The 13,178-nt window shown below is 33.0% G+C and carries 16 protein-coding genes; 8 read left to right on the forward strand and 8 right to left on the reverse strand.

Annotated features, from left to right (window positions below):
- Window positions 1-60: 60 nt before the first annotated feature.
- Genes P7F85_RS10720 through P7F85_RS10730 form a run of 3 tightly spaced genes read right to left on the reverse strand, consistent with a single transcriptional unit; the run spans window position 61 to window position 1,507 of the window.
- Window positions 61-429, reverse strand: a complete 369-nt coding sequence (locus P7F85_RS10720) for a DUF423 domain-containing protein (RefSeq protein ID WP_015365337.1) — start codon at window positions 427-429, stop codon at window positions 61-63.
- 24 nt (window positions 430-453) lie between these two features.
- Entirely contained in the window at window positions 454-846 is a 393-nt protein-coding gene (locus tag P7F85_RS10725; protein WP_002465874.1) for a DUF5327 family protein, read from the reverse strand.
- A complete protein-coding gene (locus P7F85_RS10730; protein WP_002465885.1) occupies window positions 839-1,507 on the reverse strand; it encodes a uracil-DNA glycosylase in 669 nt (222 codons plus the stop codon). Before P7F85_RS10730 ends, P7F85_RS10725 begins: the two co-directional genes overlap by 8 nt.
- A 147-nt stretch (window positions 1,508-1,654) precedes the next feature.
- Between P7F85_RS10730 and P7F85_RS10735 the strand changes: the two genes are divergently transcribed.
- The 5 genes from P7F85_RS10735 to P7F85_RS10755 all read left to right on the forward strand — a co-directional run bounded on the left by P7F85_RS10735 (window position 1,655) and on the right by P7F85_RS10755 (window position 5,896).
- A complete protein-coding gene (locus P7F85_RS10735) occupies window positions 1,655-2,635 on the forward strand; it encodes a choloylglycine hydrolase family protein (protein WP_002465876.1) in 981 nt (326 codons plus the stop codon).
- Window positions 2,636-2,735: 100 nt separating this feature from the next.
- On the forward strand, window positions 2,736-3,566 hold the full coding sequence (gene thiD / locus P7F85_RS10740; protein ID WP_002465902.1) for a bifunctional hydroxymethylpyrimidine kinase/phosphomethylpyrimidine kinase: 831 nt from the start codon (window positions 2,736-2,738) through the stop codon (window positions 3,564-3,566).
- Between the two features lie 209 nt (window positions 3,567-3,775).
- Window positions 3,776-3,949, forward strand: a complete 174-nt coding sequence (gene vraX, locus P7F85_RS10745; protein WP_002465849.1) for a C1q-binding complement inhibitor VraX — start codon at window positions 3,776-3,778, stop codon at window positions 3,947-3,949.
- Between the two features lie 438 nt (window positions 3,950-4,387).
- On the forward strand, window positions 4,388-5,554 hold the full coding sequence (locus tag P7F85_RS10750; protein WP_002465899.1) for a C47 family peptidase: 1,167 nt from the start codon (window positions 4,388-4,390) through the stop codon (window positions 5,552-5,554).
- A gap of 24 nt (window positions 5,555-5,578) precedes the next feature.
- Window positions 5,579-5,896, forward strand: coding sequence for a staphostatin A (locus tag P7F85_RS10755; RefSeq protein ID WP_015365340.1), 318 nt, complete (start codon window positions 5,579-5,581; stop codon window positions 5,894-5,896).
- Window positions 5,897-6,048: 152 nt separating this feature from the next.
- Here the strand turns inward: P7F85_RS10755 and P7F85_RS10760 are convergent, their stop codons facing one another.
- The 5 genes from P7F85_RS10760 to nagB all read right to left on the reverse strand — a co-directional run bounded on the left by P7F85_RS10760 (window position 6,049) and on the right by nagB (window position 10,975).
- Window positions 6,049-7,461 carry an MFS transporter gene (locus tag P7F85_RS10760; RefSeq protein ID WP_002465884.1) on the reverse strand — a complete coding sequence of 471 codons (1,413 nt, stop codon included), beginning with the start codon at window positions 7,459-7,461 and terminating at the stop codon, window positions 6,049-6,051.
- Between the two features lie 737 nt (window positions 7,462-8,198).
- Window positions 8,199-8,846, reverse strand: coding sequence for an HAD family hydrolase (locus P7F85_RS10765; protein WP_002465888.1), 648 nt, complete (start codon window positions 8,844-8,846; stop codon window positions 8,199-8,201).
- A gap of 108 nt (window positions 8,847-8,954) precedes the next feature.
- On the reverse strand, window positions 8,955-9,503 hold the full coding sequence (hxlB, locus tag P7F85_RS10770; protein WP_015365342.1) for a 6-phospho-3-hexuloisomerase: 549 nt from the start codon (window positions 9,501-9,503) through the stop codon (window positions 8,955-8,957).
- A gap of 2 nt (window positions 9,504-9,505) precedes the next feature.
- Window positions 9,506-10,138: a 3-hexulose-6-phosphate synthase gene (gene hxlA, locus P7F85_RS10775; RefSeq protein ID WP_002449613.1), complete on the reverse strand. Its 633-nt coding sequence runs from the start codon at window positions 10,136-10,138 to the stop codon at window positions 9,506-9,508.
- Window positions 10,139-10,237: 99 nt separating this feature from the next.
- On the reverse strand, window positions 10,238-10,975 hold the full coding sequence (gene nagB / locus P7F85_RS10780) for a glucosamine-6-phosphate deaminase (RefSeq protein WP_002465879.1): 738 nt from the start codon (window positions 10,973-10,975) through the stop codon (window positions 10,238-10,240).
- Window positions 10,976-11,212: 237 nt separating this feature from the next.
- Here nagB and P7F85_RS10785 point away from each other — a divergent pair, with 237 nt between their 5' ends.
- From P7F85_RS10785 to folE2, 3 genes are read left to right on the forward strand one after another with little or no spacing between them, the layout of a single operon-like run.
- The gene (locus P7F85_RS10785) at window positions 11,213-11,575 is read left to right on the forward strand and encodes a YojF family protein (protein ID WP_171001930.1); all 363 of its coding nucleotides are present in this window, start codon (window positions 11,213-11,215) and stop codon (window positions 11,573-11,575) included.
- Window positions 11,576-11,589: 14 nt separating this feature from the next.
- Window positions 11,590-12,255, forward strand: coding sequence for a bacillithiol biosynthesis deacetylase BshB2 (gene bshB2, locus P7F85_RS10790; protein WP_002465886.1), 666 nt, complete (start codon window positions 11,590-11,592; stop codon window positions 12,253-12,255).
- Between the two features lie 12 nt (window positions 12,256-12,267).
- Window positions 12,268-13,146 (forward strand): GTP cyclohydrolase FolE2, encoded by an 879-nt coding sequence (gene folE2 / locus P7F85_RS10795; RefSeq protein ID WP_002465869.1) that lies wholly within the window; start codon window positions 12,268-12,270, stop codon window positions 13,144-13,146.
- The last annotated feature ends 32 nt before the right edge of the window (window positions 13,147-13,178 follow it).

Here is a 13,178-nt window from a genome sequence, read left to right on the forward strand (position 1 = left end):
TAACTTAATTATTAAATTATTGTTATCAAATTTACATGTAATTTGTAAAATCATCAAACATTATGCTGAGAATTTAAATGTAGCAATAATAAGCATTAACCAACCTACGATAAACAAGACGCCTCCAATTGGTGTAATGGCACCTAAAATACGAATTTGAGTCAACGCTAAAACATATAATGACCCACTAAAGAATACGATACCGAAGAAGATGAGCCAACCTGCCCAATTCACATTAATAGACGTTGTACCACTAATCACACCAATGACAAGTAATGCTAAGCCATGATACATTTGATACATTGTTGCTTTTTCCCAAACAGACATGTATTTGTCTGACAGTTTACCTTCTAATCCGTGTGCCCCAAATGCACCAGTACCTACTGCCATCATAGTATTTAAGGCACCTAAAATAATAAATAATTTCATCATAATTTACGTTCTCCTTTATTATTAAAAATCAAATATCGATTCACCGTTACCAATTTCATCATCTGTTGTCATTAAATTAGAATTAGATAACGTTGAGGATGATTGACCTTTATTAGAATGATTTGTATGCGTCACCTTTCCACCCATTGCTTGAATTTCTTCTGGTGTTACATCATCATACGACTTTTGCTGATTTGTTGTCTTCATCAACTTATTCTGTGTATCAATATCTGTATGTGTAAAATCATTATGTTGTAAACTTTGCGAATTCATATTGTTTTGCGTAGATGACGTGTACAGAGATGTAATCGTATGTATGGCATACATATGTTTCTCAAATTCATGTTGTGATGATGATTCATCAGCTTGAACTAATTCACGCTCAATTAATTGAATAATTTTCTCTTTATCCATGTGTTGTATCCTCTCTTTCACACCATTGAATTGGTGTTCGCCCTTTGGATTCTAAATATGCGTTTGCTTTAGAATAAGGTTTGGAGCCAAAGAAACCTCTATAGGCTGATAATGGGCTTGGATGTGGTGATTTTATAATAAAATGTTTAGAGGTATCTATTAACTTTATTTTTTGTTGGGCTGGTTTGCCCCATAAAATAAAGACGACGTCTTCACGTTCTTCGGAAATTGTACGAATCACTTCATCTGTAAATACTTCCCATCCAATATCTTTATGAGAATGCGCTTCTCCTTGTCTTACCGTTAAGACCGTATTTAAAAGTAAGACACCTTCTCTTGCCCAATCTTGTAAATGAGGTGATTGACGTCGACAACCGATATCGTCTTCCAATTCTTGATACATATTTCTTAACGACGGTGGGAATTTCGCGTTTGGTTGAACTGAAAAAGCTAAACCATGCGCTTGATTAGGGCCGTGATAAGGATCTTGTCCTAAAATTACTACCTTGATATCTTCAAATGGTGTTAAATCAAAAGCTTGATAGATATTTTCTCTATCTGGATATACGACTTGTGTTGTATATTCCTTTTCAAGAAAGTCATGCATTGCTTTAAAATCATGTTTTGTTGTTATATTGTGAAATACTTCAGACCATTCCATCCTATTCACCTCAATGGTATTTTAACATAACTATCTCTATAAATTATATCGCCTCTTAAATGTAAACTATATCAATTATTAAGTTTACAAAATTATTTATTTTGTATATAGTGCATATTAAGATGAATTAAGTTTGGAGCGACGTATATGTGTACAGGATTTTCTTTTTTCACTCAACAACATCATCATTATTTAGCTAGAACGATGGACTTTGCATTTGAATTTAACGGCGTACCAACTGTTGTACCTAGAAAATTTGAGTATCAATTCGATTTAGAACCTTCAATGAAATTGACCTATGGTTTTGTAGGAACCAATTTAAAGGTGGGCCGCTATCGATTCGGAGATGGTATTAATGAATGCGGTGTAGCGATTTCAAATCACTATTTCACCGGTGAAGCATCCTACAGTAAACATAAGAGATATGGCTATTTCAATATGGCTCCCGAAGAATTTATTATTTGGGTTCTAGGTTTCACTAAAAGCATCCAAGACTTAAAGCAAAAAGTTAAAAAAGTTAATATTATGAACGAGAAAAATGAAACGCTAAATATTGTACCTCCCCTTCATTTTATTATCACTGACCGTGAGGGACATACCGTATCAGTCGAACCACATAACGGCCTGCTAATCGTTAAAGACAATCATGTAAAGGTACTTACCAATGCCCCGAAATTAGAATGGCATGTTGAAAATTTAAGAAATTATGCCTTTTTATCACCTGAGAAGTCTACCAATCAATTAGTTGGTAAAGTTCTTGTGCGTTCTATGGGTTGTGAAGCAGGTACCAACGGTTTACCAGGCGGCTATACATCTACTGAACGCTTTGTTAGAGCAACTTATTTAAGACATCATTTGCCTCAATCAAATGATGAAAGTGTAAATTTAATGAATTGCTTTAAAGTGTTAGACTCAGTGAGTATTCCTCAAGGTGCAGTCGTTGATGCTGAAGAAACGCATTATACACAATATCAATTAGTAATGGATAGTAAGGACTGTGCGTACTACATCAAACCCTATTTCACCAACCAAATATTTAAAATACACTTAGATGAACATTTGCTTACTAAAGAAGACATGACTTTTATAGATTTTAATCATCAGTTGACCATTACACAATTGAATTAAAACAATTAGCCAAGCCAACCATAGCACAATTTTATTTTTATCATACTTGAATCGTGATATGATGGTACGTGTATTAGAAAACATTGGGAGTGAATACAAAATGGCATTAAAAAAAGTATTAACAATAGCTGGTTCAGATACTAGCGCAGGTGCAGGAATGCAAGCAGATTTAAAAACATTTCAAGAGTTAGATGTCTATGGTATGGTCGCTTTAACAGCTATCGTTACAATGGATAAAGCAACATGGTCTCATGATGTGACACCACTACCTATGGACGTATTTGAAAAACAACTTGAAACTGCAATTTCAATTGGTCCAGATGCAATTAAAACAGGAATGTTAGGTACTGAAGAAATTATTAAACGTGCTGGCGAGATTTACGAACAATCCGGTGCAGACTATTTCGTTGTAGATCCTGTCATGGTATGTAAAGGGGAAGATGAAGTACTTAACCCAGGAAATACTGATGCAATGATTCAATATTTATTACCTAAAGCAACGGTTGTGACACCTAACTTATTTGAAGCTGGACAATTATCTGGCCTAGGTAAACTTACTTCTATCGAGGACATGAAAAAAGCAGCTCAAATCATTTTTGATAAAGGGACTAAACATGTCATTATTAAAGGTGGTAAAGCATTAGACCAAGATAAATCATACGATTTATACTACGATGGTCAAACATTCTATCAATTAACAACTGATATGTTCCAACAAAGTTACAATCATGGTGCTGGTTGTACATTTGCAGCAGCTACTACAGCTTACCTTGCAAACGGTAAATCACCAAAAGAAGCTGTCATTGCAGCCAAAGCTTTCGTTGCTTCAGCTATTAAAAATGGTTGGAAAATGAACGATTTTGTAGGACCCGTTGATCACGGTGCTAATCGTCGAGTTGAACAAATCGACGTACAAGTTACTGAAGTATAGAAAATATTATTGCTTTTAAGCTCAAAATGAACATTAACGTTCATTTTGGGCTTTTTATATCGACATACATTTTGAATACTGACTACGCTTAAAGTCGTAGTTTGGACTCCAATGTTCGACCGATACAAAGTTGATACTAGAGCCTCATGTTTTTTAGCTAAAAGAGATGTACTATATAAAATGTAGAGAGACAAAGGAGGCAATACAACATGATTATTCATAAACAAGATATACAAAACGGTGTCCCTATGTATGAAATCATCACGAAAAAGTTCAAAACAATCACAGTTAAATTTGATGAAACTTTAAATGACAATGATATCTATCGCTTGCTCTCTCTACTAGAAAATGACATAAACACTATGCAATTCAGACAAACATGAGTGTTATTTTCAACACCAAGAAGAGATTCATCATTTGCGTTTGAACATTAAGACATTAAGCATTCCATATTGTATAACTGTCCCAAAATGATGGTTTTAAAGTTACTTGTCCCCTAACTAATGTATACTTTAAATGCCACATCCCTAAAATACTCATCTTAATATTGATAGAAAGCACTATTGTTAGCCAAAGTTGTCCCCTTTGGCGCTCAGAGAGAAACTTTGAGCTATGCTAACAATAGTGCTTTTCTTTGTTGAACCATTTTACATATAAGCATAAAAATCCATGATTCAAGCAAAGTGATCTATAATTTCATTAATTTAATTAACGATTTTGTATGTATTTATATCACTTTAGATTTTTATGAATTAAATATAAAATATAATGTTATATTAATTTATGAAAGAGTTACCTTTAAATAGAAAAGGAGTGTTTATATGATAACCAAATGTCGCAATGTCATAACTTTGATACTACTGTTTTTAATGGGATTAAGTATCTTTAGTTTTCTCAATCAAGCACAAGCAAACTCAAACGTAAATCAAGCAACTGCACAATCCAATGGTACTCAAGTTAAAGTAGAAAATAAGGACATACCTAAAGACGTTGACAGTTTAGCGAAGAAAAATTTCCTATCGCATGTTAGTTTGCTAGATCAAGCATCCCACACAACAAAAAGTGCTTATACTTTAGGTGAGCCCTTCAAAATTTACAAACTCAATAAACAAAGTGATGGCAACTTCTATTATCCCGTCATTAATAAAAGTGGCGATGTAAAATATATCGTTACCATTTCTCCTAATCCTTCTAACAAATCAAAATATTCACTTAACGTTTCCCCTTTCATTTCAAAAGCATTAAATAACTATAAAAATCAAAAGGTAACTATCTTCACTAGTAAAAAAGGATACTTTATAATGGGTGAAGATAAAGCACCTCACTTAGTATTAAAAACACCTCGACAAGATGCTAAATCAGATAGAAATCTGACCAAAGAATCAGCCGTTAGATATAGTAAAGCATTTAATCAAACAAGCCATATCGCAAATCCAATTACTAAGTATCAAACAGCTATTAATCAACAACCCCAATATGTTAATACCCTTAAAAATATGCAAATTAGAGAAACTCAAGGACAAAATGGATGGTGTGCAGGTTACACTATGGCATTTTTATTAAATGCTACGTATAATACTGGACATTATAATGCTGAGATGATTATGAGAGCATTACATCCAAATCTAAGTGGCCAAGCCTTCCAATTCACAGGGTTAACACCTCAAGAAATGATGAGATATGGGCAATCTCAAGGTAGAAATGTCAATTATTTAAATAGAATGCCTCAATTTAATGAAGTCGATAGATTAACTAAACAAAATAAAGGTATTGCTTTAATCAGTTCTAGTGTAGAACCTAGAAACGGTATTCATGCAGGTCATGCTATGGCCGTTGCTGGTAATGCTGTATTAAATAATAACCAACGTGTTATTCTCATTTGGAACCCGTGGGATAATGGTTTAACTACGCAATCAGCTGACAGTAATGTGATACCTGTGTCTGATGGTACACATTTTAGATGGAATGCTTCCATTTATGGTTACTAATAAAGTGAAAGTTAGTGGGAATATATGACTCAATTCGAAATAATTAATATTATAGATGTAAATCCCTACTCTCCAAATAGTTCATTCCTTAACGTTTTAGAGGGTAATTGGTTTCCTAAAAATTTTGATACAGCACCTCTTAAATTCGTATTTAATGAAACAATGCAACCCAGTTATTACTGTACCAAATTAGATACTAATCAACGGACCATTGTACTAACTGAAAAATCCACTTTATCTATTGTGATTGAAATATGCATTATCAATCCAAATAAAATCATTTTCAATTTAATAAATATCAATGCTATTGGCGCTTCACCTAAAATGATATTCGAAAGATAATCAATTTAAGGTAACTCTTTCATAGAAACACAAAAAGGCTAAAAGATGAAATTCAAAATTCACCTTTTAGCCTTTCTTTAATGAGTATGACTACTCTATTTTACTTTAAAATGGAACTAGCAATGACGAGCTAAAATAGTCACCATATTAAATTAAAAGTTTTCTTTATCTTGTCTTTCTTTAACCCACCATAATGCTTCTTTAGGGTGTGCTTCATAATATGCTCTATCTTCTTCGTTATCTACGTTTGGATAAGACCCTTTAAGTGACTTACCAGCTGTAGTGACATGAAGTAATAAAATTACTAAGAAACCTATCACACTAATAGCTGTTAAATAGTACGCTGGTGCTAATACATTACCAGTAGATTCAACTAACCATGATGCGATTAATGGTGTTGTACCACCAAAAATTGATACTGAGATGTTGAATGTGATTGATAACGTACGATATCTAATGTGTGTATAGAAAATTGTTGGTAATGATCCAGGCATTGTTGCTTCATAAGTTGATAAGAAGAAACCTAGGATTAGTACACCAATAATAATAAACGGTAAAGATTTAGTTGCTAATAATGAGAATGCAACGATACTTAATAATGTAAGTCCACCAGTACCGATTAAGAATACTTTTTTCTCTCCAATTTTGTCGGCCATTTTACCAAATCCTAATGCTAAAGGAATCATAATAGCCATCACACAAGTGATAATAACGCTTGTCGTTGTTTCGTCTACTTTCGCTACTTGACCTAAGTAGGTTGGTAAGTAAGCTGTTACCATATAGTTTGTAACGTTGAAGAATACTACAGCAACAAAGCAAACTAAAATATCTTTATAATAATAGCGAATAATACCAAAGAAACCGATTGTATCGCGTTTCGGTGTTGTTGCTACATCATTTTCATAAACTGGTGATTCTTCCAATTTACGACGTAAGTATAATCCAAATAACCCTAAGAATAATCCTAAAATGAATGGAATTCTCCAACCCCAAGATTGCATTTGATCATGTGTTAAGAAGAAACTTAATAACGCAATCATAATTGATGCTGCAATGTAACCTGATAACGTACCAATTTCAAGTCCACTACCTAAACTGTTACGTTTTTTATCCGGAGACGATTCAGCCACATAAGTCATAGCACCTGCATATTCCCCACCAGTTGAGAAACCTTGCAAGATACGTGCCAATAGTAAGAGGACAGGCGCCCATATTCCAATCGTATCGTAGTTCGGTAGTAATCCGATTGTTAATGTTGAAAGAGCCATTAAAATAATAGTCGTTGTTAATACAACTTTACGTCCATATTTATCTCCAATAATACCAAATACTATTCCACCAATAGGTCTAAGTAAAAATGCAATAGCTAGTGCAGCAAATGTAAAGATTTGTTGTATTTGAGGATTTTGCACTGGAGAAAAGAAATTTGCTCCTATGTATGCAGTCGTATAAGCATAAACACCAAAGTCAAACCATTCCATGGCATTACCAATACCGGTTGCGACAACAGTTTTTTTCGCTTTTTGAGCGTTGACCATGTTAATATTTTCTTTTTCGAAATCCATGAATTTAAACACTCCCTTTTATATGTTACATAATTATACTCAGTTAAATATCAATGTCAAATTAATTCAAAATAAATTCTTTTCAAAAATACAAGTTTATTCAATTTACAGAATATTTTATTTAACATTTGAACCCGATAGGATTAACTAAGCGTTATGCAAATAATATTTTGAAATGATTATTTTTTTATCTATTTTTAAATATAGATAGTTTTACCCTCTCTTTCTTGATCCAAACCGTTTAAAATAAACATATTTGTCAATCATTGATGATATCAATGGTTTTAAGGCAACAAACTTGTACTATCTTCACTAAATAGCGCCATCATTCACTTTATCTAACTAAAATCTCGTTTAGTTTTATTTCGATGTCATTACATAGTGATGTTTCTTGATTTCACCATAGTTTCACATTCATAATCAATTGGACAAAAAATACATTTTAAATATATATACATCTTCAGTTATTTTTATTAATTTAGAATCATTGCTAAATTTCGATGTTTTTTGCCTCTCTTTTTCTCAAAATTTCCCGTAAAATCGCTTTTTAAATAATCTATGTAACAAATTTATTATTATTGGTATATTAATTCTATAATTTTAAAATAATGATTTAGTTTATGTAGAAGCAAAATAAATCTTGCCCTTTTTGTATTTCTTTAATAGTTTCAAATTTACTTTGAACATTCTAAATGCCAGCAAAGTAATAACACTTCACTGGCATTAAGATAATCTATTTATAGTATGGTATTGATTTCATCCGCTTCATTTAAAATATAATCTGGATTTTCTCTTAATAATGCCTTTGCGTCAAAAGCACCCCAAGTTACACCACAAGACTTAATACCAGCTGCTTTAGCCATTTGAATATCATGAATAGCATCGCCAATATATATACTGCGTGCCGGATTAAGGTGATGATTCTGAATAATATAGTTGATTCCATCTGGATCTGGTTTATAACGTGTTACTTTATCAGAACCAATAGCTTCTTGAATAAATCTACCAAGGCCTAAATGGTCTAAATTTCTCAACAACACATCTGTTTTTTTACTAGAAACCACAAACACCTGCTTCTTTTTTCGTAATAATTGTTCTAATGTTTCAGATATACCGATTACCGAGCATAAATATGTTGTTTCTAATTGACGATACTGTTCCCTAAATAATTCTAACAATTGATTTAATGCATCTTCTGTTAAAAAACGGTCACTCATTTCTATAAATGACTTTTCAATAGAAATACCCATATAATGTACAATATCTGCATCACTTGGTTCAGATAACCCAAATTGTGCAAAAGCTTCTTTAGTTGCTTCAATAGCGCACTGCTTAGAATTCGCTAATGTCCCATCAAAGTCAAAAATATAGTTGTCAAAATTCATGATGATCACCTCTAAAGTACATATTACATATTTCCATTATATAGTAATTTCATTATTTTTTTCTATAAAAAAAGTAACTCTCAATTCATGAGAGTTACTTTATATAATTTATTCTAAATTAGCATGATTATTTTGCATTGTCGTCTCATCGACGTCTAATTGTGCCATTAATCCAATAACTACACTATCTAAAAAGATTTGTGATGATTGTTCAAACAAACTACCTAACGGTTGATCAGACCCAGTGGCATCGTGTTTTGTACCTGCTGGTAATTCAACTACTGTGTCTGCAATTTCACCAATTGCAGAATCTAGTTTAGTTGTTAGTAATACCACTTCTGCTTCAACTGATTTCGCTTTATCTGCTAATAAGCGAAGATGTTCTGTTGAACCTGAACCAGAAATCACAATAAATAAATCACCTTTTTGAATTGATGGTGTTGTTGATTCGCCAATAACAAATGCTTGCTTGCCTAATTGATTGAGTCTCATTGCAAAACTATTTGCAACGAATCCAGAACGACCCTTACCTGCAACAAATATGCGTGATGCTTCAGTTACTTCTGATGCAAATCCATCAAACTCTTCATCTTTAACATGAGATAAAGTACCCTTTAACTCATCTAAAATTAATTGATAATGATTAAAAGTTGCCATCATTATTTACCTTCAATAGCGTCACGACATTGTTTAGCTGCTTCTACAGGGTCATCAGCATTTGCGATACCGCCACCAACAATTACTAAGTCAGGTTCTTCTGCAACAATTTCTTTAATTGTATCTGGTTTAATACCACCAGCAACTGCGACTTTAGAATTTTTAATTACTGATTTAACTTTACGTAAGCTATCTAATGGAGATTGTCCTTCAGCTTGTAAATCATAACCAGTGTGCACTGCAATATAGTCAGCACCCATTTCATCTAATTCTTTCGCACGTTTTTCTAAATCTTGAACAGCAATCATATCTACTAATAATTGTTTGTCATTTTTATGCGCTTCTTCAACTGCTGCTTTAATTGACGCATCTTCAGCTACACCTAAAATTGTTACAACATCAGCGCCGAATTTAACAGCTTGGCTTACTTCATAGTCTGCTGCATCCATGATTTTTAAGTCTGCTAATACTTTAGCATTGCTTATATTTTCATTTAAATGTTGAACGGCAGGTAAACCTTCGTTAATCACAATTGGTGTACCAATTTCTACAATATCAACATATTCTTCTACTTTTTTCGCTAATTCTGCTGCTTCTTCTTTATTTAATAAATCAATAGCTAATTGTAATTCCACTATAATTCATCCTTTCAAATTTATCTGTATTTATCTATCTCATTGAATGAATTACCCTGTACACTTTTATTTTAAACGAAATATAATTTTCAAAATAGCTTAGCTATTCTTTAAGTCTGGCGCAGCCGCGTCATCTACATAGATTTCTACATTTGGATGTGTCTTTAATATTGTAGATGGGATATCTTTGCTTACCGGTTGATTCAACAAGTCATTTATCGCTTGTTTCTTTTTCTCTCCAAACGCTAATAAAATGATTCTTTTAGCTTTAATAATTGATTGAAGACCCATTGATATGGCTTGCTTTGGTACTTCTGACTCATCGTTAAAGTATCTACTGTTTGCTTTAATTGTACTTTCTGTTAAATCCACGACATGTGTTTCACTTTCCAAAGATGTTCCTGGCTCATTAAATCCGATATGTCCATTTTCGCCAATGCCTAACAATTGAATATCGATTGGCCCTTCAGATTCAATTAATTGATTATAGCGTCTTGCTTCTTGTTCAAAATCAACCGCGTCTCCATTAGGGATATGAATCCGTTGGCGATTAAAATATGGATATTGATTAAATAATATGTCATCCATATAATAATGATAACTTTGTTCATGCTCAGGTTCTAAACCAACATATTCATCTAAATTGAACGTAGTCACTTGTGAGACATCTATTTGATTTTTCTTTAATAGTGTAACTAGACTTTGATAGACATCTGTCATAGTGCCTCCTGTAGCTAAACCTAATTTACTATCTGGGCTATAGTCCATTTGTTTAAATAACTCACAGGCAACATAAAATGATGCTAATTCTTTAGAACCTAAATTAATAATTTTCATAATTAATCACCTCAAAAATTTGCTATCAACCAACATAAAAACAAACCCCTTAATTACATTTGGATTATAACACGATACAACATTTTTTTAGTACTAAAGTGATATGCCATCTTTAAAATGCTAATATATAGAAATAATTTTAAATTTCATAAAAGAAATTGAGCAGAGATGTACATTTATTGCGTTGTTTTTAGTAAAATAGACTGATAAACACATTGAATGGTGTAAGGAGTGAACGTGTTGGAACCTATCAAATATGAAGAAGTGATGAAATTACTCACATCTTATGAAAATAAACCCGTTTACCTACATGTTGAGACGACAAATGGTGCATATGCTAACCATTTTGATGAACGTGTATTTAATGCAGGTACTTTTTTAAGAAATATACAAGTGGCTTATGAACACGCACAACTAAAAGGCGGAGATAAAGATCCATACCGTATCGGTTTAAAACTTCGCGATGGTGGTTGGGTTTATGTTCAGGGACTAACACATTACGAAGTCAACCAAGATAACGAATGTCTCATAGCAGGATTTAATTATGAAGGGCAATTAGCTGCTACATTAGAAATTAGCGAAAAGCCATTTACTATATAGAGGAGGTCAAAATCATGACAGATGAAAGACATGTACTCGTGATATTCCCTCATCCAGATGATGAAACCTTCTCATCTGCGGGAACCATTGCAAGCTATATTGAAGCAGGCATTCCTGTAACTTACGCTTGTTTAACACTCGGTCAAATGGGCAGAAATTTAGGTAATCCCCCATTTGCCACAAGAGAATCATTACCTGATTTTCGCGAAAAAGAATTAGAAAATGCTGCTAAGGCTATTGGAATTACAGATTTACGTAAAATGGGATTGCGAGATAAAACAGTAGAATTTGAACCACATGATCAAATGGATGACATGATTAAAAATTTAATTGATGAAACTAATCCTTCATTAATTATTTCGTTCTATCCTAAATTCGCTGTTCACCCTGATCACGAAGCAACTGGCGAAGCTGTAGTAAGAACCGTTGGACGCATGCCTGAAAATGAACGTCCAAGATTGACTTTAGTTGCATTCAGTAATGATGCCCCAGATATTTTAGGCGAACCAGACATCCAAAACGATATTTCTAAATATAAAGATATAAAAATCAAAGCTTTTGAAGCACATGCATCACAAACTGGGCCTTTCTTAAAAGAATTAGCGAGTCCACAAGTAGATGGACAAGTTCATAGCTTTTTAGAAATCGAACCATTTTGGACATATCATTTCGAATCTTAATGGAGGTTAACAATGACAGAATTTGATTTATCTACACGAGAAGGCCGATGGAAACATTTTGGTTCTGTTGACCCTATCGAAGGTACGAAACCAACTACCAAAAATGAAATGACTGATCTACAAAGCACACACAAAAACTTCTTATTTGAAATAGAAGAAGTAGGTATTAAAAATTTAACCTATCCTGTATTGATTGATCAATTTCAAACAGCAGGTACATTTAGCTTTTCAACAAGTTTAAATAAAGATGAAAAAGGTATTAATATGAGCCGCATCTTAGAAAGTGTTGAAAAGCACTATCATAATGGTATTGAATTAGAATTTAATACACTCTATCAAGTATTGAGAACATTACAAGAAAAGATGAACCAAAACGCAGCAGGTGTGGATGTTAGTGGCAAATGGTTCTTTGACCGCTTTAGTCCAGTAACCCAAATTAAAGCCATTGGAAATGCTGATGTCACTTATGGTTTAGCAATTGAAGGTACTAACGTAACGCGCAAAGAATTAACGATTCAAGCTGCCGTTACGACGTTATGTCCATGTTCAAAAGAAATCAGTGAATACTCAGCACATAATCAACGTGGTATCGTTACAGTGAAAACTTATTTAAATAAAGATGACATTGTCATTGATGATTATAAAGATAAAATTTTAGATGCGATGGAGGCAAATGCAAGCTCCGTACTTTATCCAATTTTAAAACGACCTGACGAAAAACGTGTCACGGAACGTGCTTATGAAAATCCACGTTTTGTTGAAGACTTAATCCGATTAATAGCAGCTGATTTAGTTGAATTTGATTGGATAGAAGGCTTTGATATCGAATGTCGTAACGAAGAATCCATACATCAACATGATGCTTTTGCGCGTTTAAAATATAGAAAATAATAAAAGAAATGCAGTACTTCCAAAATTGATAT

The organism is Staphylococcus sp. aM (assembly GCF_052975125.1).

Bases quoted from the DNA above. Each gene is read 5' to 3' on its own strand.
- P7F85_RS10735 (WP_002465876.1), top strand. From the start codon at position 1,655: ATGTGTACAGGATTTTCTTTTTTCACTCAACAACATCATCATTATTTA.
- P7F85_RS10765 (WP_002465888.1), bottom strand. From the start codon at position 8,846: ATGAATTTTGACAACTATATTTTTGACTTTGATGGGACATTAGCGAAT.
- P7F85_RS10730 (WP_002465885.1), bottom strand. From the start codon at position 1,507: ATGGAATGGTCTGAAGTATTTCACAATATAACAACAAAACATGATTTT.
- thiD (WP_002465902.1), top strand. From the start codon at position 2,736: ATGGCATTAAAAAAAGTATTAACAATAGCTGGTTCAGATACTAGCGCA.
- P7F85_RS10720 (WP_015365337.1), bottom strand. From the start codon at position 429: ATGAAATTATTTATTATTTTAGGTGCCTTAAATACTATGATGGCAGTA.
- vraX (WP_002465849.1), top strand. From the start codon at position 3,776: ATGATTATTCATAAACAAGATATACAAAACGGTGTCCCTATGTATGAA.
- P7F85_RS10750 (WP_002465899.1), top strand. From the start codon at position 4,388: ATGATAACCAAATGTCGCAATGTCATAACTTTGATACTACTGTTTTTA.
- P7F85_RS10760 (WP_002465884.1), bottom strand. From the start codon at position 7,461: ATGGATTTCGAAAAAGAAAATATTAACATGGTCAACGCTCAAAAAGCG.
- hxlB (WP_015365342.1), bottom strand. From the start codon at position 9,503: ATGGCAACTTTTAATCATTATCAATTAATTTTAGATGAGTTAAAGGGT.
- bshB2 (WP_002465886.1), top strand. From the start codon at position 11,590: ATGACAGATGAAAGACATGTACTCGTGATATTCCCTCATCCAGATGAT.
- nagB (WP_002465879.1), bottom strand. From the start codon at position 10,975: ATGAAAATTATTAATTTAGGTTCTAAAGAATTAGCATCATTTTATGTT.
- folE2 (WP_002465869.1), top strand. From the start codon at position 12,268: ATGACAGAATTTGATTTATCTACACGAGAAGGCCGATGGAAACATTTT.
- P7F85_RS10755 (WP_015365340.1), top strand. From the start codon at position 5,579: ATGACTCAATTCGAAATAATTAATATTATAGATGTAAATCCCTACTCT.
- P7F85_RS10725 (WP_002465874.1), bottom strand. From the start codon at position 846: ATGGATAAAGAGAAAATTATTCAATTAATTGAGCGTGAATTAGTTCAA.